The organism is Vibrio sp. SCSIO 43009 (assembly GCF_023716525.1).
GTDB classification, from domain to species: domain Bacteria; phylum Pseudomonadota; class Gammaproteobacteria; order Enterobacterales; family Vibrionaceae; genus Vibrio; species Vibrio alginolyticus.
Window position 1 is genome coordinate 1,093,168 of the sequence record NZ_CP071842.1, and the last position, 22,759, is coordinate 1,115,926.

Annotated in this window: 19 protein-coding genes; 11 read left to right on the forward strand and 8 right to left on the reverse strand. The window is 44.1% G+C overall.

The window, feature by feature from the left end; all coding sequences use genetic code 11:
- Positions 1–50 precede the first annotated feature (50 nt).
- The 3 genes from J4N43_RS05190 to J4N43_RS05200 all read right to left on the reverse strand — a co-directional run bounded on the left by J4N43_RS05190 (position 51) and on the right by J4N43_RS05200 (position 4,293).
- On the reverse strand, positions 51–473 hold the full coding sequence (locus tag J4N43_RS05190; protein ID WP_005380804.1) for a DUF7282 domain-containing protein: 423 nt from the start codon (positions 471–473) through the stop codon (positions 51–53).
- 342 nt (positions 474–815) lie between these two features.
- Positions 816–2,960 (reverse strand): phosphate acetyltransferase, encoded by a 2,145-nt coding sequence (gene pta, locus J4N43_RS05195; protein ID WP_005380805.1) that lies wholly within the window; start codon positions 2,958–2,960, stop codon positions 816–818.
- Positions 2,961–3,096: 136 nt separating this feature from the next.
- Positions 3,097–4,293: an acetate kinase gene (locus J4N43_RS05200; protein ID WP_005380807.1), complete on the reverse strand. Its 1,197-nt coding sequence runs from the start codon at positions 4,291–4,293 to the stop codon at positions 3,097–3,099.
- A gap of 346 nt (positions 4,294–4,639) precedes the next feature.
- Between J4N43_RS05200 and yfbV the strand changes: the two genes are divergently transcribed.
- From yfbV to J4N43_RS05230, 6 genes are all read left to right on the forward strand, one after another.
- A complete protein-coding gene (gene yfbV, locus J4N43_RS05205) occupies positions 4,640–5,092 on the forward strand; it encodes a terminus macrodomain insulation protein YfbV (protein ID WP_005380809.1) in 453 nt (150 codons plus the stop codon).
- 330 nt (positions 5,093–5,422) lie between these two features.
- Complete coding sequence (locus J4N43_RS05210; RefSeq protein WP_053349612.1) at positions 5,423–6,388, forward strand: ABC transporter substrate-binding protein; 966 nt, start codon at positions 5,423–5,425, stop codon at positions 6,386–6,388.
- Positions 6,389–6,563: 175 nt separating this feature from the next.
- The gene (locus J4N43_RS05215; protein WP_005380812.1) at positions 6,564–7,499 is read left to right on the forward strand and encodes an ABC transporter permease; all 936 of its coding nucleotides are present in this window, start codon (positions 6,564–6,566) and stop codon (positions 7,497–7,499) included.
- Positions 7,496–8,290 (forward strand): ABC transporter ATP-binding protein, encoded by a 795-nt coding sequence (locus tag J4N43_RS05220; RefSeq protein WP_005387275.1) that lies wholly within the window; start codon positions 7,496–7,498, stop codon positions 8,288–8,290. The genes J4N43_RS05215 and J4N43_RS05220 overlap by 4 nt, the downstream gene beginning before the upstream one ends.
- A gap of 141 nt (positions 8,291–8,431) precedes the next feature.
- A complete protein-coding gene (malZ, locus tag J4N43_RS05225; protein WP_158159714.1) occupies positions 8,432–10,258 on the forward strand; it encodes a maltodextrin glucosidase in 1,827 nt (608 codons plus the stop codon).
- Positions 10,259–10,432: 174 nt separating this feature from the next.
- Positions 10,433–11,893, forward strand: coding sequence for a sensor domain-containing diguanylate cyclase (locus tag J4N43_RS05230; protein ID WP_005380815.1), 1,461 nt, complete (start codon positions 10,433–10,435; stop codon positions 11,891–11,893).
- Positions 11,894–11,944: 51 nt separating this feature from the next.
- Here J4N43_RS05230 and dusC read toward each other — a convergent pair whose 3' ends face one another.
- Positions 11,945–12,904: a tRNA dihydrouridine(16) synthase DusC gene (dusC, locus tag J4N43_RS05235; protein WP_062730500.1), complete on the reverse strand. Its 960-nt coding sequence runs from the start codon at positions 12,902–12,904 to the stop codon at positions 11,945–11,947.
- A gap of 170 nt (positions 12,905–13,074) precedes the next feature.
- Between dusC and J4N43_RS05240 the strand changes: the two genes are divergently transcribed.
- Complete coding sequence (locus J4N43_RS05240; protein WP_005380818.1) at positions 13,075–13,692, forward strand: YecA family protein; 618 nt, start codon at positions 13,075–13,077, stop codon at positions 13,690–13,692.
- A 79-nt stretch (positions 13,693–13,771) separates the two neighbouring features.
- Here J4N43_RS05240 and dsbB read toward each other — a convergent pair whose 3' ends face one another.
- Complete coding sequence (gene dsbB / locus J4N43_RS05245; protein ID WP_017821379.1) at positions 13,772–14,308, reverse strand: disulfide bond formation protein DsbB; 537 nt, start codon at positions 14,306–14,308, stop codon at positions 13,772–13,774.
- An 83-nt stretch (positions 14,309–14,391) separates the two neighbouring features.
- A complete protein-coding gene (gene nhaB, locus J4N43_RS05250) occupies positions 14,392–15,978 on the reverse strand; it encodes a Na(+)/H(+) antiporter NhaB (protein ID WP_005380822.1) in 1,587 nt (528 codons plus the stop codon).
- A 639-nt stretch (positions 15,979–16,617) separates the two neighbouring features.
- Between nhaB and fadR the strand changes: the two genes are divergently transcribed.
- Positions 16,618–17,457 carry a fatty acid metabolism transcriptional regulator FadR gene (gene fadR / locus J4N43_RS05255; RefSeq protein WP_005380824.1) on the forward strand — a complete coding sequence of 280 codons (840 nt, stop codon included), beginning with the start codon at positions 16,618–16,620 and terminating at the stop codon, positions 17,455–17,457.
- A gap of 110 nt (positions 17,458–17,567) precedes the next feature.
- On the opposite strand, the gene J4N43_RS05260 is transcribed toward fadR, so the two are convergent.
- Positions 17,568–18,377: a hypothetical protein gene (locus J4N43_RS05260; RefSeq protein WP_017821380.1), complete on the reverse strand. Its 810-nt coding sequence runs from the start codon at positions 18,375–18,377 to the stop codon at positions 17,568–17,570.
- 743 nt (positions 18,378–19,120) lie between these two features.
- Between J4N43_RS05260 and J4N43_RS05265 the strand changes: the two genes are divergently transcribed.
- From J4N43_RS05265 to J4N43_RS05275, 3 genes are all read left to right on the forward strand, one after another.
- Positions 19,121–19,765: a hypothetical protein gene (locus J4N43_RS05265; RefSeq protein ID WP_225452447.1), complete on the forward strand. Its 645-nt coding sequence runs from the start codon at positions 19,121–19,123 to the stop codon at positions 19,763–19,765.
- 10 nt (positions 19,766–19,775) lie between these two features.
- On the forward strand, positions 19,776–20,114 hold the full coding sequence (locus J4N43_RS05270) for a hypothetical protein (RefSeq protein WP_062730501.1): 339 nt from the start codon (positions 19,776–19,778) through the stop codon (positions 20,112–20,114).
- Between the two features lie 182 nt (positions 20,115–20,296).
- Positions 20,297–20,542, forward strand: a complete 246-nt coding sequence (locus J4N43_RS05275; protein ID WP_226975267.1) for a hypothetical protein — start codon at positions 20,297–20,299, stop codon at positions 20,540–20,542.
- A gap of 78 nt (positions 20,543–20,620) precedes the next feature.
- Here J4N43_RS05275 and metG read toward each other — a convergent pair whose 3' ends face one another.
- Entirely contained in the window at positions 20,621–22,696 is a 2,076-nt protein-coding gene (metG, locus tag J4N43_RS05280) for a methionine--tRNA ligase (RefSeq protein ID WP_062730503.1), read from the reverse strand.
- Positions 22,697–22,759 lie beyond the last annotated feature (63 nt).

Sequence of the window (22,759 nt, forward strand, 5' to 3'; positions counted from 1 at the left end):
GACATCTAAATACCGGGAGTAGGAAGTTTACTTTTTCATTCATCGCCACCTTACTTAGCGCGTACGATGTCCATCACTAGCTTTCCGTCCACTTTTACAGGACCGTCCTCTTTAGCGCCGAGCGTATACTCAAACACACCAGTCTTCATGCCACCTTTCTCTCCGTGGACCATTAACATCAGCATATCGCCTGATTCTACTGGTTCCATCAAAATTGCATTTACGTTTTCATTCTTTCCCATTTTTAACGGAGCGTAGCCGATAACAGGACCAGGCTTCATTGATTCGTCTGTTCGGTGGACAACCATCCACCCATTGTCATCAGCATGAGCCATTTCAGCGGTCACCGTTCCTCCGGACATATCTTGATCGACGCCTTTAATACTCGGGGCGGAAAAGCTGAATGAAGAAAAACTAATCAGAAACGCAGCTAAACCAAACTTTATCAGTGATGTATTGATGAAATCCTTCATATATATTCCTTAGCAGTCAATGAGTTTGTGTATTGCAGTAGCTTTTACGTATTTCCTAGCAAAAAAGTTTAGCTAAAACGTAAATAATGCCGATAAATTGAACAGGGACCGTGCTGGTTTGGAGCCAATGCATTTTTGGGAGTGGGTCAATCGGTGTAAGAACAAGCACGAGCAATGTCGATTAGGTATGGGGGGCGATAGGGAGAAAAGCTTTGTGCACCAGTAATTATAGGTTGTGCAGTGATTGGTACAAAAAACAAATAAGTGTTCTGGCCAGCAATAGAAAAAGCCCTCGACGAATCGAGGGCTTTGCATCTATATCCAACTAGATGTCAGAAGCGATTATTTAGCTTCTTGGTCTGCTTGGATAGCTGTTAGAGCGATGGTGTACACGATGTCGTCTACTAGCGCGCCACGAGACAAGTCGTTTACAGGCTTACGCATACCTTGCAGCATTGGACCGATAGATACTAGGTCAGCTGAACGTTGTACCGCTTTGTAAGTCGTGTTACCCGTGTTTAGGTCTGGGAATACAAATACTGTCGCTTTACCTGCAACTGGAGAGTTTGGTGCTTTAGAAGCAGCAACGTTTTCCATAATAGCAGCGTCGTACTGTAGAGGACCGTCAATGATAAGATCAGGACGTTTCTCTTGAGCCAGTTTTGTTGCTTCACGTACTTTATCAACGTCTGCACCCTTACCAGATTCACCAGTAGAGTAAGAGATCATTGCAACGCGTGGTTCGATACCAAATGCTGCTGCAGAGTCAGCAGATTGGATAGCGATTTCAGCAAGCTGTTCAGCAGTTGGATCTGGGTTGATTGCACAGTCACCGTAAACCAGTACTTGATCAGGCAGAAGCATGAAGAATACTGAAGATACGATAGACGCATTTGGTGCCGTCTTGATGATTTGGAACGGAGGAACGATAGTGTTCGCCGTAGTGTGAACAGCACCAGAAACTAGGCCGTCAACTTCGTCGTTCTCAAGCATCATTGTGCCTAGGAATACTGAATCTTGTAGCTTCTCACGAGCCACAACTTCAGTCATGCCTTTCGCACCGCGCAACTCAACTAGGCGAGCAACGTAGTTTTCACGAACAGCATCTGCATCGATGATGGTTACACCAGTACCTAGCTCAACGCCTTGTTGAGCCGCTACGCGACGGATTTCATCTGGGTTACCTAGAAGTACACAGTCTGCAATGCCGCGTTCAGCACAGATTGCCGCTGCTTTAACTGTGCGTGGTTCGTCACCTTCTGGAAGAACGATACGCTTACCTGCTTTACGAGCAAGTTCAGTTAGCTGGTAACGGAACGCTGGTGGGCTTAGACGACGAGACTTCTGAGTGCCTTCAGTCATAGACTCGATCCAGTTACCGTCAATGTGGCCAGCAACGTGTTCGTTGATGAACTCGATACGCTCTTTATCGTCTGCAGGTACTTCGATGCTGAAGCTCTGTAGGTTTAGAGACGTTTGCCAAGTGTTACCTTGTGCTTTGAAGATAGGTAGACCAGTGTCGAATGCTGGTTTACATAGGCCTTCGATTTCGCTAGGGATATCGTAACCGCCAGTTAGCAGTACTGCACCAATATCCACACCGTTCATTGCAGCAAGAGAAGCAGCAACGATAACATCAGGACGGTCTGCAGAAGTAACAAGTAGAGAGCCCGGTTTGAAGTGCTCAATCATGTTTGGCAGAGAACGTGCACAGAAAGTGATGCTCTTGATGCGACGAGTGTTGATGTCACCTTCGTTGATGATATCTGCTTTCAGGTGTTTAGCCATGTCGATTGCACGAGTCGCAATCAGATCAATGCTCCATGGCACACAACCTAGTACACGAATTGGAGAAGTGTTAAAAATTTCCATCACTTTCAATTCGTTTTGTTTCGCGCTGTCTGCATCGTCAAAGATTTCAGATAGGTCAGGGCGAGTACGGCCAGCTTCGTCAACAGGAGCGTTTAGCTTGTTGATGATAACACCAGAGATGTTTTTGTTTTTAGTGCCGCCGAAGTTAGAACATGCTACTTCGATACGCTCTTTCAGTTGCGCAGGGTTATCTGTACCTGGAGTCGCAACTAGCACGATTTCTGCACCAAGTGTTGCCGCGATTTCCGCGTTTACTTGGTTTGCAAATGGGTGCTTACGAGTAGGTACAAGACCTTCGATTAGCGTAACGTCTGCGTCTTTGTTGATTTGGTTGTAACGTTCAACAACGGTTTCTAGCAGCTCGTCCATGTTGTCGTTACCGATTAGGCTTTCAGCAACAGACATCGCCATTGGTTCACCGATCTTCATATCGCTGTTACGACCAACGATAGTTGAAGTCAGATCTGGCTGATCACCACCTGAACGTGGCTGACAGATTGGCTTGTAGAAAGAAACTTTAACGCCTTTACGCTCCATAGCGCGAAGAACACCCATGCTAACGCTTGTTAGGCCAACGCCTGCGCTAGTAGGGATAAGCATAATAGTACGAGACATTCGTAGAGTACCTTTAGCTATTTGGGGGATAAAAGCTCAACTCTTATTCCATGAAGCTCGAAGAATAGGAGTTGAGCCCCTAAGAAATTCGTTTGAATGAAAATCTGGCTAGCCGAGTGGCTAGCCAGGAATTCAATTAAAGACCTGTCAGGCGAGCAGTGTCTTCAGCGATGACTAGCTCTTCGTTAGTAGAGATAACCATTGCAGGGATACGGCTGTTTTCAGTCGTGATAACGCCTTCGCCGCCGAAGCGAGCTTTAAGGTTAGCTTCGCTATCTACTTCGATACCGAAGATGCCAAGACGGTTTAGAACCATTTCACGGATAGGGCCAGAGTTCTCGCCGATACCGCCAGTGAAAGTGATTGCGTCTAGACGGCCTTCCATTGAAGCAGTGTAGCCAGCAACGTATTTAGCTAGACGGTGGCAGAACACGTCCATTGCGCGTGTTGCTTCTTCTTTTTGACCGTAGTTGTCTTCAACGAAACGACAGTCAGAAGTCACTTCAGTTAGACCTTGAAGACCAGACTCTTTAGTTAGCATCGTGTTGATTTGATCAACAGAGTAACCTAGAGCGTCGTGTAGGTGGAAGACGATAGCAGGGTCGATGTCGCCACAGCGAGTACCCATTACCAGACCTTCAAGTGGAGTAAGACCCATAGAAGTGTCTACAGATTGACCGTTCTTGATCGCACATACAGATGCGCCGTTACCTAGGTGACAGTTGATGATGTTTACTTCTTCAACTGGTTTGTTTAGTAGGCCTGCAACTTCACGAGTGATGAACAAGTGAGAAGTACCGTGCATGCCGTAACGACGGATACCGTGTTCTTTGTATAGGTTGTATGGAAGAGCGTATAGGTAAGACTCTTCAGGCATAGTTTGGTGGAACGCAGTGTCAAATACAGCAACGTTTTTCAGCTCTGGGAAGTTTTTCTTAGCCGCTTCGATACCGATGATGTGAGCAGGGTTATGAAGAGGTGCAAATGTTGCAGCGTCTTGAATACCTTTTAGAACTTCATCAGTAATTAGTGCAGATTGAGTGAACTGCTCGCCGCCGTGAACGATACGGTGACCGATTGCGCCTAGGTTAGCTTTAAGCTCTGGCTTAGAAGCAAGAATAGTTTCTACCATAAACGCTAGTGCTTCTTCGTGAGCTGCACCATTGCCTAGTTGAGCTTCGTGCTTGCCATCAAGTTTCCACTTGATGCGAGCTTCAGGAAGGTGAAGACACTCAGCAAGACCTGACAAGTGCTCGTCGCCGTTCTCGGCATCAACAACGGCAAATTTAAGAGAAGAACTACCGCAGTTTAAAACTAAAACTAGCTTAGACATGTATGACTACCTGTTATTCGTCTGATAAAAAATCAGTTAAAGAATGAAAAATTAATCACAAGAATAGCCGATACCCAGAAGGCTGCGTACTAATCCTGGTCAAAAATTGTTCTAATTCCATATAAAGAAATAGTGATGAACCCTTCCATCACTATGATGCGATCCGTGCAGATAGATATCTCGGAGTTGCTTAAATTGTAAATAACAGCAACAATGAGATTGAGGGTCTGCAAAGGATAGCGATAATAAGCAATGATAACAAAAAAAATTTGAAAGAATATTAACTTTCATCAATTTTTTGTACCTTCAGTTGAAATGTTCAACTATTTTTTAGTGAGAGAACGGTATGAGTAATAAAGTCGGATTGATCCATAGCCTGAAAGATGGCCAGAATTACATGGAGATCTGGCCGGTTCGTAAAGAGCTAAGCGCCATATTTCCGGAACAGCGTATCATTAAGGCGACTCGCTTTGGCATTAAAGTCATGCCAGCTGTTGCTGCGATCAGCGTACTCACTCAAATGGCATTCAACAATTACCACGCTTTACCTCAATCCATTGTTGTCGCCTTGTTTGCGATTAGCTTGCCACTTCAAGGCATTTGGTGGCTTGGGGCTCGATCCAACACGAAATTGCCGCCTTCTTTGGCCTCTTGGTATCGGGAGTTGCATCAAAAAATTGTGGAAACAGGTTTTGCATTAGAGCCTGTCAAAGCTCGCCCTCGTTACAAAGAGCTTGCGATAATACTGAACCGAGCGTTTCGCCAGCTCGATAAATCGTCATTAGAGCGTTGGTTCTAATTTAAATTGTTTGAAATGGAGTGTGCACTGGCCGCTCCATTTTTGATCCTGCCTCTATTACCTACTTTGACGGTCGTTGATGAAGCGAGCGAAGCTTTGTTTACCAAAGATTCTTTCCGGATGAAGAAGTCCCCCCGATCACAAATGTTACTTTAGTGTTAAATCTTTCTTTTCTTTACTAAGACTTAGTAGTAATAATAAAAACAAGATGCGCAAGAAGTGCACAGTTATATGAACACAACAATACCGCCTTCAAACATTTGAATTCACGAGTCGATACACATATTGAAAGCTCGTGAAACAAGGACGAAGTCACATCAAGGAGTTATGATGAAAACGAAACGTTTATTAGCCACTGCCGTTCTATCAGCTACTGCTATTTTCTCTTCTACCAATGTACTGGCCGCCACTGCAACTGTCGCAGTTTCACAGATTGTCGAACACCCGGCGTTAGACGCGACGCGCCAAGGGTTACTTGATGGTTTGAAAGCGAAAGGCTACGAAGAAGGCAAAAATCTAGAATTTGATTATAAGACCGCACAGGGTAATCCAGCGATTGCGGTGCAAATTGCCCGTCAGTACGTCGGTGAAAATCCTGATGTGTTAGTTGGCATCGCGACACCTTCGGCACAAGCCTTGGTGTCGGCTACTCGCTCTATTCCTGTTGTCTTTACTGCGGTAACAGATCCGGTTGGTGCGAAATTGGTTAAGTCGATGGAACAACCAGGCAAAAACGTAACTGGCCTGTCTGATCTTTCACCCGTTGCTCAGCATGTCGATCTCATCCAAGAAATTCTTCCTCAGGTGAAAAGCATCGGGGTTGTATTTAATCCCGGTGAAGCTAATGCCGTGACTTTAGTTGAATTACTAAAAGAAAGCGCAAAAGCAAAAGGCATACAAGTGGTTGAAGCGACCGCACTAAAAAGTGCTGATGTTCAGTCTGCGACTCAAGCGATTGCAGCGAAATCAGACATTCTTTACGCCCCAACAGACAATACAGTTGCAAGTGCGATTGAAGGAATGATTGTGGCAGCGAATCAAGCGAAGAAACCTGTATTTGGTGGCGCGACGTCGTATGTCGAAAAAGGTGCAATTGCAGGCTTAGGTTTTGACTACTACCAGGTTGGTGTACAAACCGCGGATTACGTGGCGGCGATTCTTGATGGTCAAGAACCAGGCAAGCTGGATGTAAAAGTCGCGACGGGCTCTGACCTTGTAATTAATGAAAGCGCAGCATCTAAGCTCGGTATCAAGCTGCCAAATTCTGTGGTTGAACGTGCGACAAGCATGCAATAAGTAACGCTTTTTGGGGGTTAAGCCTGTCACGTTGGTTGGTAGACGCTTGCCCCAAAATTGATACTCGCCGGATTTCTCGTGTAGAGCATTCTGCTAGAGAAGAAGGGGAGTATACGTTAGAAGTCTTAAGTTCAGGTTGGTATTAGCCAGCCTGAGCATGCAGAAAGGAGCAGTTATGTCTGCATTTGCTTTTTTTGGTGCACTCGAAATTGGCTTGATTTATGGCCTAGTCGCTCTGGGTGTGTATCTTACGTTCCGTGTTCTCGATTTCCCCGATTTGAGTGTGGATGGCAGCTTTCCAATGGGAGCTGCGGTAGCTGCAACGGCGATTGTCGCAGGTATTAATCCTTGGCTTGCGACAATAATGGCGATGATAGCTGGTAGTATGACGGGGTGGGTAACCGCTTTTCTGGCTGTTCGGTGTGGTATTTTACACCTGTTAGCTTCCATTCTTACCATGATCGCTGCATTTTCAATTAATATTCGTATTATGGGCAAACCTAATATGGCGTTGCTTGGAGAGGATACGATTCTCACTCCGTTTGAAGCATTGGGCGATGCGATGTTTATTCGCCCTCTGGTTGTTGGGGCCTTAGTTCTTCTCTCCGCTTTCTTTGTCATTCGCCTGCTGAACAGCGACTTTGGTCTTGGTTTACGAGCCACGGGTGTGAATGCGCGTATGGTTTCTGCGCAAGGGGCGAGCACTGGCTTTTATACCTACTTTGGCTTGGCTTTATCCAACGGGTTTGTGGGATTCGCAGGCGCGTTGTTTGCACAAACGAACAGCTTTGCGGATGTGACCTCTGGCGTGGGCACCATTGTCGTTGGTTTGGCAGCTGTGATTTTGGGGCAGACCCTTATTCCCGGGCGCAAGATTTGGGTTGCGGTATTTGCGGTCATCATCGGTTCGGTACTTTATCGTCTTGCAGTGGCTTTCGCTTTGAGTTCTGGCATGTTTGGTTTACAAGCTTCAGACCTCAACCTGGTTACCGCAGTATTGGTGGCTGTGGCGCTTATTGCTCCAAAGCTAAAACAGAGCATGAGAGCGAAACAACGCGTTACTGATGCTAAACAAGCGGCATCAAAAAATGGTTCTGGGGAGGCATTATGATCGAACTAAATAACATTCAGGTCACGTTCAACCCAGGGACGATTTTGGAAAATCGTGCATTGAAAGGCGTCTCTTTAGAGGTTCCAGAGCATCAATTTCTTACCGTGATTGGTTCTAATGGCGCAGGAAAATCGACGTTGCTTGGTGCGGTGACAGGTGAGACGCCGATGATAGGTGGTCAGGTGATCATTGATGGCAAAGACGTCACCAAGCAGACGGTAGCCCAACGTGCGACGCAATGCGCCCGAGTGTTTCAAGATCCATTGGCCGGGACTTGTGGTGAACTGACGATAGAAGAGAACATGGCTCTAGCGCACATGCGTGGTAAAAAACGCAGCTGGGGGTTGGCGCTCTCTACTAAACGTCGCAAGCTGTTCCAAGAGAGAATTAGCATCCTCGGTCTTGGTTTAGAAGACCGCTTGGGCGATAGCATTGGGTTGCTGTCTGGTGGACAACGACAAGCCGTTAGCCTTGTGATGGCGACGTTATCGGAGAGTAAGTTGTTGTTGCTTGATGAACACACGGCTGCGCTTGATCCTCGTATGGCGGCGTTTGTTATCGACTTAACTAAACGTATTGTCGATGAGTTCGATTTAACCGTGATGATGGTGACGCATTCGATGAAAGACGCATTAGCATGTGGCGATAGGACCGTAATGCTTCACCAAGGTGAAATTGTGCTTGATGTGGCTGGAGAGCAGCGCGCTAACATGCAAGTACCAGACTTGTTGGATATGTTCTCCAAAGTGCGTGGTGAAGAGCTGGCAGATGACAGTCTCTTGTTGAACTAAGCGGTATCCGACAAGTCACTACGCCTACTAAGTGTGATCCTCCATGGGAAAATTGGCTGATATGTCAACTCGCAGGGAGGATTTCTTGTCTCTAATTCTTCAATAACATAGTGGCATATCCGATGACGAGGAGTGCCCATAATGAACCTGCCATTTATTTTTCATAGTCAAACTATTGATGGTTTAGCTTGTAATGACGAGCAAGTTACAGTCAGGCTGAAAACCGAGACATTGGATTTTGATTCCGTCTATGTGCGTATTGAGCCGGACAATGAAGAATATCTGGTCGACATGGCTCAAGTAGGAACAGCTGGTGAATTATTACTATGGGAGGCATCGTTTCGACCAAATCAAGATCGAGATGTCACACATTATGTGTTTAAGCTCCTCAAAGACGGACAACAATACTGGCTCGATGCACGAGGCGTACAAAAGCGTATTCCACCCAAAGAGTTCCACTTTAAGTTGAATGTAGAGCATCAACCACCAAGCTGGGTCCAAGAGCAAGTTTTCTATCAAATCTTTCCTGACCGTTTTTCTGCTAGTAAAAGTGAGTCTGATATTCGCCACGCTTATGCTCAGTATGATTCTGCATCGATCGTCAAGGTGTGGGGAGATGCGGTAGGCTCTCACCAAAATACCGGGGCACGTGAATTCTTTGGCGGCGACCTCAAAGGTGTGGAGCAAAAGTTGGACTATCTTGAACAGCTCGGCGTTACTGCGCTTTATTTTAATCCGATCTTTTCTTCACCAAGTAATCATAAATACGACACCACCGATTACTTCACTGTTGACCCTATGTTCGGCACCAATGATCAGTTTGCTGAACTGTGTGAGAAAATCCGTGGTAAGAATATGAAGATTGTCTTAGACGCGGTGTTTAACCACACGTCAGTGCATCATCCTTGGTTTGATATCCAACAAAAAGGAGAAGGAGCGTATGGCAATCCGCAGTCAAAGTTCCGTGATTACTACTTTTTCGAAGGCGAAACCAATCACTACATTGGTTGGAAAGGCATTGGTAACTTACCGGTTCTGAACTTCGAAAATGAACAGGTGCGCGACTACATCTACCAAAGTGAAGATTCTGTCATCAAGTATTGGCTGAAGCCACCGTACTTGGTTGATGGCTGGCGGTTTGATGTAATCCATATGCTTGGCGAAGGGGACGGCGCGAAAAACAATGCTCATTATGTGGCAGCGTTTCGTCATGCAACTAAGTCAGTAAACCCGAATGCTTATGTGTTAGGTGAGCACTTTTTTGAAGCAACGCAGTGGTTGCAAGGTGATCAAGAGGATGGGGCGATGAACTACTACGGTTTTGCTCATCCAGTCCGAGTTTTTATCGCACGACAAGACATTATGTACGATCCAATCAACATTGATGGTTTGGAGTTTAAAGTATGGTTGGACGAAGCCAGAGCAAAAATCCCATTTTCGAATCAGCTATCGCAGCTAAATCAACTCTATAGTCACGATACTGCTCGGTTTATCACATTGGTTGATGGTGATAAGCGTAAAATGAACATCGCGCTAGCAATGCTTATGACTTACGTTGGCACGCCTTGTATTTACTATGGGAGTGAAGTCGGTCTAGAAGGAGGGCTAGACCCGGATAATCGTCGTTGTTTTCCTTGGAATGAAATTGAAAGTTCACAATGGCTATCGCTTTACCAACAATGGATCAAGATACGTAAACAATGTAAGCCTTTACAGTCGGGCTGTATTCAATGGCTGCATTGCACTAACAACCAGTTGGCGTACGCACGTGTACTGGGTCGTGAAGCAGTCGTTGTTATGATTAATCTCAGTGGTAATGAATGTTCAATCGATTTACCTATGTGGCAACTGGGCTTGGAGGTTAGCCAAGTTATATCGTTGTTAGATGACACAGAACAGGTTGATTATAAAGGTCATATCTCTGTCAATATGTCGGCACAGAGCTGCAAATTATGGCGACTAAAGTGACACCACACTCTATATTGATTAAACTCCTTTAATATATAAACGGTCTCAAACAGCGCGCACACATTTGTTTGGTCTCTTGTTATCTGGTGCTGCATTGCATGCGTTACCAGATAACGAGTATCAATTTAATAGCAGTCATAAGAGACTATTGACCTTTCATATGCATGGTACTCAATGGTAAACCAAAGGCGATTTAGCCTCTCATTTGTCATCTTTTTTCCTCTGGCACTATTTGTAGTGGTTTTACTCGTTACAACGAAAAATTACTATGATGCGGTTAACCGCTATATCGATTCAGAGTACTCGCGTATCGAGCGTGCAATGTCTCGCGGTATCAAAGTGCTCACGGCTTTAGATTACAGCTTCACCAACTATACCAATTACGCTAACCCACTGTTTGAAGAACATAATTCTTTAGTCAAAGAAGGGCTTTGTTATCTTTGGCCTATAGATGTGTTATTACTCGAAAGTGTTTACAGTGAAGGGTTACCTGCGGTTGACCTTGATTATATGATCGTAGGGGACGAAAGCTTATGCCAGCAAGGTTCAACGATTAACCAGTTAGCTGAACAAAAGGCGGGTTTTGCGCCGTCCTTGTCATTTCTGCACGATATTGAATCGCACATTGTTGGAATCCATTACATTGACAAGCGCGGTTACGTTATCTCCTCACCCGATACCTACGCAAAAAATTTCACGAGAGAGCTTTTGTCAACGCTAAAAGCCCGACCTTTTTGGCAAAAAACCGCGCAAGATAAAGTGAACATTACCTTGGCTGGACCAGGGCCTGTGTTGGACTCGATGGAAGGTCAAGTCATTAGTATGACGGTACCCGTCTATGAGAAAGGAGAACATCAAGGTGTTTTATCTATTGATTTTGACATCAATACGCTTATGGCTTCGTCGCTAGGTCTTGTAGGTCAGTTTCATTTGGTTTCCAATTTACAATCCATTCCTTCAAACAGTACACGAATCAAACCAGTCGAATTAGAGCGATTGAGTGCGAATCACAGCATGTACTACGAGTACAACCTTTGGGATGAAGCTAAGAACCTAGCGGTTTTTGAAAAATACAGCCTTATTGTCGCACTATTTATTTACGTGTTGAGTACCGTCGTCTTGTTCTATGTGAATATGCATAGCGAGCGACGCTACTTTAAAGAACTGGCAGCAAGAGACCCAATGACCAGCTTATTGAATCGTCGAGGTATGCAAACCGTGTGGCGTAATAAGATGACAAAAAAACAGGTTGCTTTAGCAGTGTTCGATATTGATAACTTCAAGAAGATCAACGACACCTATGGTCATGATGTCGGTGATTCTGCAATTCAGCTTGTTGCAAAATGTATACGTGAAAATATTCGCCATACCGATGTTGCCTCAAGGTTTGGTGGCGAAGAGTTCGTTTTAGCGATTTATGACGAAGATTCAGAGGGCATTAAACTCATTTTAGACAGAGTAAAAAAGGCCATAGATGAGCGCTCGACACGCGTAACGAAAGAAGGCTTTACGATCTCTGGCGGTGTGGTGTTTAGTAAAGAGAGCCGAGTAGAAAACTTTGATGAATTGTTTAAAGCGGCGGATGAAAAGTTATATCAAGCCAAAAGTACCGGCAAAAATAAGATCTGTTACTAGGATTTAGATACAAAAAAGGACGAGATATTCGTCCTTTTTTGTGTTCGGGAGTTATGCAACCTGAGAGTTTAAGTCATCGCGGTAGCGTTGAATATGCTCAACAATTGGTGCGGCTTTGTTGAACGTTCTGATTTCTCTAAATAGGTCTTTTGCTTCAGGATAAGCCTGACGTAAGTAAGAGAACCATTGTTTTACGCGGTTTGGGTAATACAAGCCTTTATCGCCTTTCATCTCAAACTTGGAATAATAGATGAGCAACTCAACCACCTCGGGCCATGACATTGGCTGGTGGTTATGTTTTACCATATTGCCTAAGTTAGGGATATTGAAAGCGCCTCGGCACACCATCAAAGAGTTAACGCCAGTCGTTTCAATGCAACGTTGACCGTCTTCATAATTCCAAATTTCGCCATTCGCAATCAGTGGGATATCAAAACGTTCACGAATTTGGTTGATGTAATCCCATTTTATCTCAGAAGCTTTATAACCACCTTGTTTAGTACGTGCGTGTACGGTCAGTTCATTTGCGCCAGCAGACTGAATGGCATCGACAATTTCAAAGCAATCTTCAGGGTTCTCCCAGCCAAGACGAATTTTTGCAGTTACGGGAATGGCTTCTGGAACGGCTTCTCGACAAGCTTTAACCACACGGTGAATGAGCTCTGGATGTTGGAGTAGCGCTGCTCCACCTTTACTTTTGTTGACCATTTTGGCTGGGCAACCAAAGTTTATATCAATACCTCTGGCGCCAAGGTTTGCCGCTTTAATTGAGTTCTCAGCCATCCAGTTCGGTTCTTGTCCCAACAATTGCACATGTACTGGCACACCAGATGCAGTCTGAGAACCTTGCAACAGCTCTGGGCATAAACGGTGAAACACATGATCGGGTAATAGCTGGTCGATTACGCGAACAAACTCCGTAACACACAGGTCATAGTCGTTTATCTCGGTCAGGATTTGGCGCATCAAATGATCTAAAACGCCTTCCATTGGGCCTAGTACAACTCGCATAGCTTGCCTAATACAGTTTGGTGGTAAAAAGGAGGGCGATTGTAGCGATGTAAGTTAAGTTTGTCATTAAAAGACTCGAAGCGCCCAATGCCGTCAAACACACAACGTTAGGTTACTTGCTTTTGAGCTCTGAGGTATAATGCCGCCAAATTTATGGGAAACCAGATGTCATGCAATACACATTGATTGAAAAAGGTGAAGTTCACGTCGATGAATCTTGCCTATTTATCGAAGGCGCAGTGTTAGCTGCGAATCTGACGACAAAACCACTCGCTCCTGAAAAGTGGTTAGAGCCGCTATTAGGTGAGGGATTCAAAGCGATTCAACCAGCTGTGGAAGAGCAAATTCACAAGCAGCATAACCGAATTCAACGAAACGAATATTCCGTGCTAGAGCTAACAGGCAAAGAACCTGAACAACTTGCTGATTTTGCCGAAGGCTTTATGTCTGTTTGGCCAATGATTGAAGAACAATGGCAAGACGTTGAGCTCAATGATGGGTTACAGCGTATGCTGCAAGCATTACTGACCACTTTGATGCTGGCTATCGATGAGCCAGCAACGCAGCAACAGATGCGCGACGCAGGTATTGAAACGCCACCGGCCCTGACAGATTTAGTCGATCAGCTTGATTTAATGGTCGGTGAAGTCGCGCTGGGCGCGGATGAGTTGATGGTAGGCAATAAAGCTCAAAGCCTAAACCCATTCAAAGGTATCGGGCGCAATGATCCCTGTCCTTGTGAGAGCGGAAAAAAATTCAAGCAGTGCTGTGGTCAATCACGCGGCTAAATCGAATCGCCGCGCTATCCACTTAACAAAAAGCCGACCAGATGGTCGGCTTTTTGTTAATATTTACGCGTCAGTAGGATTAACGAATTGGATTAACGCGTTTTGCAGGGAAGAATTGTGCAATTACAATTAATGCCAAAGCGATTAAATTGCCTGCAAAAATTACGACTAACCATTGTGGCATTGATAAATCAAGGAACTGCCATACAACCTTAGAGCAATCACCATATGCTTCAAACATCCAAGGAACCCACTGATTGAGCGGAGCCCAGCTAGGGAATGTGACGAATAAATCGCAAGTCGCGAATGGTGATGGATTAAACTGGTAGTCAACGTGCTGCATCGCAAGTAACAAACCCTTGTAAGCACTTAATCCCCAGCCTATCAAACCTAGCCAGCGGAAAATTGGGTTCTTGGGTGCCAATATACCAACCATTGCAGCGACGCCCACTCCCATCATCGCGACTCTTTCATAAATACACATGACACATGGTGCAAGCATCATGACGTGCTGAAAATAGAGGGCACATGCTTCAAAGAAAACGACGAATAGCAGAAGCAGTAGCCACGATAAACGTCCCTTTGAAAACTGGTTAAGTGAATTTAAAATAGTCACGTTTTTGTTCCTGTCTGAAATAGAAAAAGCTCTGAATACTCAGAGCTTTTTATCGTGGATAAGTTTCCTAATCAACTCAAATTTTAGTGACCACCGGATACTACGGGAGTCAGATCACCACTATGAGGTAAAATCCAACCAGCTTCGTAGAAAGAAGCGGTTGCAGGCTCTAGGAAGAACATGATTCCCATTAGACCGACAATCGCAAGAACGACGGTGTAAGGCAGCGCCATGATAACCATTCGACCGTAAGACAGACGAATTAATGGAGCGAGAGCCGATGTGAGTAAGAATAGGAATGCCGCTTGACCGTTTGGCGTTGCAACAGAAGGCAGGTTAGTACCAGTATTGATTGCCACCGCCAGTAAGTCGAACTGATCACGAGTAATGAGGCCCTCAATGAGTGCAGTTTTTACTTCATTGATGTAAACCGTACCAACGAACACGTTATCCGACACCATAGATAACAAGCCATTCGCCACATAGAACAGAGCTAGCTGAGTACCTTTATCTTCAACGGCAAGCACCGCATCGATGACTGGTTTAAACAGCTCTTGATCAATGATTACAGCAACGATCGAGAAAAATACAGCAAGCAGTGCAGTGAAGGGCAGGGCCTCTTCAAACGCTTTCCCCATGGAGTGCTCTTCAATGACACCAGTAAATGCGGTCGCTAAAATGATCACAGAAAGGCCAATTAAGCCGACAGCCGCTAAGTGCAAAGCGAGTGCAACGATCAACCAAACCGCAATAAGACCTTGAACCCAGAGTTTTGCGACATCTTGATTTGTTCGCGTTTTACGCTCTTCACGGTCAAAATCGACGAGGATCTGACGAACGTTATTAGGAAGCTTCGCGCCGTAGCCAAACACTTTAAGCTTTTCAACTAAAGCACAAGTGATGAGACCACAGAAAAATACAGGTAGTGTCACTGGAGACATACGGATTAGGAATTCACCAAATAACCAACCCGCTTGGTCTGCAATAATTAAGTTTTGAGGTTCACCAACCATCGTGGTTACGCCACCTAAGGCAGTACCTACACCAGCATGCATCAACAAAGAGCGCAAAAAGGCACGATAGTTTTCTAAGTCATCACGCGTTAGTTCAGTGATCGTGTCATCTTGTGTATGGTCATGGTCACCGATAGGGTTACCAGACGCTACTTTGTGATAGATAGAGTAAAAGCCGATCGCCACGCTGATAACAACGGCGATAACCGTCAAGGCATCCAAAAATGCAGACAAAAATGCCGCAGCAAAGCAGAACGCGAGTGATAGTAGGGTTTTAGAGCGAATGCCAAGTAAAATTTTGGTAAAAATGAACAGCAATAGCTGCTTCATGAAGTAGATGCCCGCAACCATAAATACCAGAAGTAGCAGTACTTCGATATTTGCTACTAATTCGTGCTTAACTTGCGCAGGGCTAGTCATGCCGATAGCAATGGCTTCAATAGCAAGTAAACCGCCAGGTTGTAATGGGTAGCATTTTAATGCCATTGCTAGCGTGAAAATAAATTCAGCGACCAACAACCATCCAGCTACAAATGGGTTTATTAGGAAGAATACAATCGGGTTAATTATTAAGAAGGCTATAATGGCAACTTTGTACCAATCAGGCGCTTTACCAAGGAAGTTCTTGATAAAAGCGTTTCCGAGCGATATCGGCATGATAATTCTCTTTATAACAAAATTATGAATAGACACTACAATAGTGCTTAAGTATCTGTTTGTTAGACTTATTAACTAGTCTTTAAAAACAATAACTTAGTAAAACAACAATCCTTTGTTTATTGTAGTCTTGCCAAGTTACTTCCCCTGAACTCAAGCACCGCTCACTTTCGACCGCAAACTCTACACTCAGGCATTTATTAGTCAATAACAAAACGTGATGCTACCGACTAAAATGACTTTTTAAATGTAATAACGCGATCAAAACGGCGTTACTATACCATGAAAGTCTTAAAAAAATCCTCTTGGATTTTAAATGACGGTCAGTGACGAGAAAAGGCAAATTAAGAAAGAATATTAACTGTGATATACAAAGTAATTTTTCATATTTTGAATATAAAAATGTGACACGGTTGTCTTTATTTCTCCGAGATTTGTGAGCTGTTTAATTAAATGAAAATTCATATTTTACTGCTTTCGCTCGCATGTTAGAGCCTCTTAAATTGACACAACATATAGAGTATTAACTCTATGTTATGGAGTCGTTTCCACTATTGATCGTAAATTTTCTCAAACCGCTAAGTAGTGGTATGATGAGTAGTATCGACCCTCAGAAATCAATATTGGATAAAAAGTAGAATGGTCATAAAGGCGAAAAGCCCTGCGGGATTCGCAGAAAAATATATTATCGAGAGCATTTGGAACGGCCGTTTTCCTCCAGGCTCAATTTTACCTGCTGAGCGCGAGCTGTCCGAACTGATTGGTGTTACTCGAACGACTTTAAGAGAGGTTCTTCAACGACTAGCCCGTGATGGATGGCTGACTATCCAGCACGGCAAACCTACGAAAGTTAACCAATTTATGGAGACCTCTGGCCTGCATATTTTGGATACTTTAATGACGCTAGACGTTGATAATGCGACAAACATTGTAGAAGATCTGCTTGCGGCACGTACTAACATCAGTCCTATCTTTATGCGCTATGCATTTAAAGCGAACAAAGAGAGCTCTGAGCGTACAATTAAGAACGTAATCGAATCTTGTGAAGCTTTAATGAATGCGGCTTCCTGGGACGAATTCATCGCTTCTTCGCCGTATGCTGAAAAAGTTCTGCAGAATGTGAAAGAAGATAACGAGAAAGATGAAGCGAAGCGTCAAGAAATCTTGATTGCTAAAACGTTCAACTTTTACGATTATATGCTTTTCCAGCGCCTAGCATTCCATTCAGGAAATCAAATTTACGGTTTGATCTTTAATGGTTTGAAGAAGCTCTACGATCGTGTCGGTAGCTACTACTTCTCAAATCCAGCTTCTCGTGAGCTAGCTCTGAAGTTTTACCATCAATTGCTCGAAACTTGTGAAAGTGGCCAGCGTGAGCAACTACCAGTAGTGATTCGTCATTATGGTATGGAAAGTGCGTTGATCTGGAACGAAATGAAAAAGCAATTACCAACGAACTTCACGGAAGACGACAGCTAAGCGCTGACAAGTTGAATAAACGAAAACCGCAGTGCCTTAGGCCTGCGGTTTTTTTGTTTTTATTTATAAGTCGGCGACGAACCAAGCACCAATAATAAGGCATGGAACGTTTATCCTGCTAGCGAGAGTCTGGGTAACGGTAGATATAATGACTCTACGACATCTGAAAGGACATGGTCGTAAGTATTGAAGATGGTCAATGACAAGTCCGATGTGACGCCATAAAGCTCTGCTTCTGTTAAGTCGACATGACTCCCTGTCACGTATTCATTTAGCGTCTGTATTGAGCGCGTGGAAGCAGGAGAGGTAATGCTAAGTGGAGCGATAACCGCTAGTTGGTTTAGCTTACGCATCATGACCGATGCATAGTTTTTGAAACGCTCATTTCCGCCTTGTTCTCCTAAATCTTGAATGCTGATTCGTAACTGAGTCAGGGTCTCCAAGCTATCCATAATGTTTTGCCAGTTCATGTGATACTCATTATGCAAGTCATCTCTTTGCTCAACCGCTAGCCATGCGATGGTTACTTCATCCATCAAAAACAAGCAATGACGAATTAACTTACCATGCTCCATCTGGTTTCTTGCAACACTATGGTCATTCCATTGTTCAAGTAGTTTCCCTACTTTAATCTGTAATACGCGATACATGGGTTTGTTTTCAAACCGTGATGTTTCGACTAAAAGATGCAGCTTGTTAGTCAGAGCATCATGAAGAGCGTCCAATTTTTGTTGATCGTTTTGTTGGAATTGAAGCGAGTAGTGAGTAGCAGCTCGGTGGTGTCTCAGAAGGTGAACAACATCTCGCAACAATGTTAACAGCTGATATTTGCGCGCATGTTGCTGCTCTCGTTTAGAAGATAAGTGATATATTCCGGCTAAAATAGCGATGGACAATAGTGTGGAAATCAAAACAAACATAACCAACTCCTTGTTAGTGTTTGGACCTAACAAGGAAGATTGCAGTTTTGATGCCAAACAAAAACTCAATTTAAACAATTGGTTATATTGAATGTTCTTTTTGAATGGTCGTTGTTGGTGCATGGATTCACCAAATTTGTGAATATGGTTGATTATTCGGTGTCGATGCTTGGTGTACGCGTTATTCTTTGTGAGTTACATATTGATTACTTTTTGTAGTCTGATTCAAGTCACAATGTTTAGAAATTAAAATACTCGAACACTTCATATGATATAAGTTGTCTATTTTGTTGATTGTTCGAGGTAATTAATTTGTCTAATAAATTCGACCTATGCTTCAGTACTCACTCAAAGATAACGCTCCCTATCGATACAAATGATGAGGATAGGTACCTTCAGTTTCGTAAGGACAACCCACATATATTTGGTAGTTTTATTCCCGCAGGTACTCCTTTCATACTGAACGAAGGCTCTGTGAACAACATAGCTAAGTTGCGTAGCGAGAGACCTGATATAGCTTGTGCTCTTGATACTGTAAAAAGTTGGTCACAAGAAACCAAAAGAAATGTAGCCAATCTAACACGTGAGTTTGGCGATGAAAACTAACAAGCGGTAGCCCTCCTCTATGAAAAAGAGATTAAGCCTTTTTTAGATGCTACTAATCATACTATGGGGAGGGGGGAATCGATGAGTATACTGCAGTAGGTGCTGCCGCTACTGCTGTTAATGAAAAGCAAGTCAGATTGAGTAATTTCGGGAAAGCTTCGCTCAAATATCAAAACGCCTTACTAGATGTACGTACAGCCTCACGAAGTGGTGCGCAGAAAAAGGAGCTTGTGAAGCTTGGATATAGAGTTAAAGAAGCTCACAGTTCTTTGAATGCCAAATTTACAAAAGAGCTTGCCCATTATGCAGGACGAGTTAAAAGTAGCCGTGGAAACATTTGGAGCAACCCGAATAGGGCTGTCAATATCGCGCGAAGTGGCAGGGATATAACTAAGTTACATTTAACATCTATAGCTAACATCCGCTCAATTCGATTTCTTGAACAAAGCTCTAGTATTGTGGGTAAAAAGATCATCATGATTGATGCTGGTGTTCGCTTTAACAATGTTCGAAATGCCAAGAATAACGGAGAAAATTGGCAAAAAAGAGCAGCAATGGAAGTTGCAGGGTTTGGTGCGAGCAACGCTGCTGGCGTTTGGACTACATCCAAAGTGATTGTATCTGGAATGGGAGTCGCTTTGGCTGCTGGCCCATTTGGAGTAGTAGTATTAATAGGTGTTGGTTTAGGGGCTGGTTATGCGGCTGCAAAAATGGGTGATTGGTTTGGGCAAGGTTTAGCAGAAAAAACCTATGAAACTAGCTCTAAAGTAAATTGGTTTTAAAGGAGTAGTTGTGTTTTGTTTCGATCTTATAGTGATGATTGTTGGTTGGACATGGTTACTGAGCACATTGGTTTTTATTCGTGTATCAGCAAAGCGGATTGAGACAAAAATATTGCAGGATGGTCATGATCCAATTGGCTGGGACAGAAATGGGTGGGGTTTTAGATTTCCCATGTACGCCTCAGTGTTGATGCGAGGTAAACCTGCGAAAGTATCGCTGGTAGAAGACAAACTTATTCTAAAGTACGCGACGGTCTTTGACCGAGTGCTTGCGTATATTGTCACAATAAGCTTCGTGATGGCACTTGCTTTGGGAGCAGTAATGGGGTTGGGGCCTGAAGAGTACTGAGTGAAAACCAGTTAAGCGCAGGGCTCTGTAGAACGGTGAATACAAGCCTAGTTGAAAAGCCAAATCCTAGTAAAGGGAACAAAGTGTTTTATTTTAATATTGTAAACATTATTGTTGGATGCACTTGGCTAGTGAGTACCTTGTTTTTTATTCGTATATCGGTAAAGCGGATTGAGAAAAAGATGTCGAAGGATGGTCATGGCCCTGTCGGTTGGGATAGAGATACCTGGGGGGTTAGATTCCCAATGTATACTACAGTTTTAATGCGAGGCAAGCCTGCGAAAGTATCACTTGTAGATGATCAGTTAATACTAAAATACGCAACGACATTTGATCGAGTTCTCGCTTTTGTAGTCACGATCAGCTTTGTACTTTTCCTTGCATGTGGCGCGATTATTACTTGGGGTCCAGAAGAATTCTCTTTGTAGTACAATCAAGCTTAATCGATAAGCTTAACTGCGAGAAAAGGCTTAACTGATTTAGTTAAGCCTTTTCAATAAAGATACTTACATTACGCGCATACCAGGTTGAGCGCCTTCGTGTGGCTCAAGGATCCACAGGTCACTACCACCAGGGCCTGCCGCTAGGATCATACCTTCAGACATACCAAACTTCATCTTACGAGGTTTTAGGTTTGCAACCATTACCGTTAGTTTGCCTTCTAGCTCTTCAGGTTTGTAAGCTGACTTGATGCCAGAGAATACCTGACGAGTTTCACCACCGATGTCCAATTGGAACTTAAGCAGTTTGTTGGCTTTTGGTACTTCTTCACAAGAGATGATACGAGCGATACGCATATCTACTGCAGCAAAAGCATCGAACTCAATCTCTTCAGCGATTGGCTCTTTGTCTAGCTCGGTTTGGCTAGCCTTGTTCTTTTCCGCTTCAGCTTTCTCTTTCGCCGCCATTTCTGCCGCCGCATCTTCTTTAGACGCTTCGATCATCGCTTCAACATTCTTCGGATCGATACGGTTGAACAGTGCTTTGAACTTAGTGATCTCGTGGCCTGTTAGTGGAGCAGCGATGTTTTCCCAAGTTAGCTCTTGGTTTAGGAACGCTTCAGTACGCGCAGCTAGCGATGGCATTACTGGTTTCAGGTAAGTCATCAGTACGCGGAACAGGTTGATACCGACAGAACAGATGTCTTGTAGTTCCTGATCTTTGCCTTCTTCTTTTGCTACAACCCACGGTGCTTTTTCATCAACGTATTGGTTAGCTTTGTCTGCCAATGCCGTGATTTCACGGATTGCACGACCAAACTCACGCGTTTCGTAAAGCTCAGCGATACGGTCAGCCGCAGAAACAAATTCGTTGTAAAGTTCAGGCTCTGCAAAGTTGTCAGACAGTTTGCCTTCAAAACGTTTCGCGATGAAACCTGCGTTACGAGATGCCAGGTTAACGATCTTGTTAACAACGTCAGCGTTTACGCGCTGAGTGAAGTCTTCAAGGTTAAGGTCTAGATCATCGATACGGCTGTTTAGTTTCGCAGCGTAGTAGTAACGTAGACACTCAGGGTCTAGGTGCTCTAGGTAAGTGCTTGCTTTTACAAACGTACCTTTAGACTTCGACATTTTTGCGCCGTTTACGGTTACGTAACCGTGTACGAATACGTTGTTAGGCTTGCGGAAGCCAGAACCTTCTAGCATTGCTGGCCAAAATAGGCTGTGGAAGTAAACGATGTCTTTACCGATGAAGTGGTACAGCTCTGCTGAGCTGTCTTTTTTCCAATACTCGTCGAAATCTAGGTCGTCGCGCTTGTCACATAGATTTTTGAAAGAGCCCATGTAGCCGATAGGCGCGTCTAGCCACACGTAGAAGAATTTGTTTTTCTCACCAGGGATCTCGAAGCCAAAGTATGGTGCGTCACGTGAGATATCCCATTGCTGCAAACCAGATTCGAACCATTCTTGCATTTTGTTCGCTGTTTCAGCTTGTAGCGAGCCAGAGCGAGTCCACTCTTTTAGCATGCTTTCAAACTGAGGTAGGTCGAAGAAGAAGTGCTCTGAATCTTTCATTACTGGCGTCGCACCAGAAACCGCAGATTTAGGATTGATCAGTTCTGTTGGGCTGTAAGTCTCACCACAGTTGTCACAGTTGTCACCGTATTGGTCTTCAGACTTACATTTTGGACAGGTACCTTTTACGAAACGGTCCGGTAAGAACATCTCTTTTTCTGGATCGAACAGCTGAGAGATAGTACGACTAGAGATAAAGCCATTTTTCTTCAACTCAAGATAAATGTGTGACGCTAGCTCACGGTTCTCATCTGAGTGTGTGCTGTGGTAGTTATCAAAGCTGATATCAAATCCAGCGAAGTCTTTTTGGTGCTCTTCGCTAACTGCGGCAATCATTTCTTCAGGAGTAATACCCATCTGTTGCGCTTTAAGCATGATTGGCGTGCCGTGAGCATCGTCAGCACAGATGAAGTTTACAGTGTTGCCGCGTAGGCGTTGGTAACGAACCCAAATGTCCGCTTGGATATGCTCAAGCATATGACCAAGGTGGATCGAACCGTTAGCGTACGGAAGGGCACAAGTTACCAGCATTTTCCTTGACGGAAAGTTTTTTGGATCGTTTGCCATACTTAATATTCGCTTTTCTTGATAGGTATAAATAAATTTTGATGGATAATACTACCCCATGAA

Bases quoted from the DNA above. Each gene is read 5' to 3' on its own strand.
- J4N43_RS05190 (WP_005380804.1), bottom strand. From the start codon at position 473: ATGAAGGATTTCATCAATACATCACTGATAAAGTTTGGTTTAGCTGCG.
- pta (WP_005380805.1), bottom strand. From the start codon at position 2,960: ATGTCTCGTACTATTATGCTTATCCCTACTAGCGCAGGCGTTGGCCTA.
- J4N43_RS05200 (WP_005380807.1), bottom strand. From the start codon at position 4,293: ATGTCTAAGCTAGTTTTAGTTTTAAACTGCGGTAGTTCTTCTCTTAAA.
- yfbV (WP_005380809.1), top strand. From the start codon at position 4,640: ATGAGTAATAAAGTCGGATTGATCCATAGCCTGAAAGATGGCCAGAAT.
- J4N43_RS05210 (WP_053349612.1), top strand. From the start codon at position 5,423: ATGAAAACGAAACGTTTATTAGCCACTGCCGTTCTATCAGCTACTGCT.
- J4N43_RS05215 (WP_005380812.1), top strand. From the start codon at position 6,564: ATGTCTGCATTTGCTTTTTTTGGTGCACTCGAAATTGGCTTGATTTAT.
- J4N43_RS05220 (WP_005387275.1), top strand. From the start codon at position 7,496: ATGATCGAACTAAATAACATTCAGGTCACGTTCAACCCAGGGACGATT.
- malZ (WP_158159714.1), top strand. From the start codon at position 8,432: ATGAACCTGCCATTTATTTTTCATAGTCAAACTATTGATGGTTTAGCT.
- J4N43_RS05230 (WP_005380815.1), top strand. From the start codon at position 10,433: ATGGTAAACCAAAGGCGATTTAGCCTCTCATTTGTCATCTTTTTTCCT.
- dusC (WP_062730500.1), bottom strand. From the start codon at position 12,904: ATGCGAGTTGTACTAGGCCCAATGGAAGGCGTTTTAGATCATTTGATG.
- J4N43_RS05240 (WP_005380818.1), top strand. From the start codon at position 13,075: ATGCAATACACATTGATTGAAAAAGGTGAAGTTCACGTCGATGAATCT.
- nhaB (WP_005380822.1), bottom strand. From the start codon at position 15,978: ATGCCGATATCGCTCGGAAACGCTTTTATCAAGAACTTCCTTGGTAAA.
- fadR (WP_005380824.1), top strand. From the start codon at position 16,618: ATGGTCATAAAGGCGAAAAGCCCTGCGGGATTCGCAGAAAAATATATT.
- J4N43_RS05260 (WP_017821380.1), bottom strand. From the start codon at position 18,377: ATGTTTGTTTTGATTTCCACACTATTGTCCATCGCTATTTTAGCCGGA.
- J4N43_RS05275 (WP_226975267.1), top strand. From the start codon at position 20,297: ATGTCGAAGGATGGTCATGGCCCTGTCGGTTGGGATAGAGATACCTGG.
- metG (WP_062730503.1), bottom strand. From the start codon at position 22,696: ATGGCAAACGATCCAAAAAACTTTCCGTCAAGGAAAATGCTGGTAACT.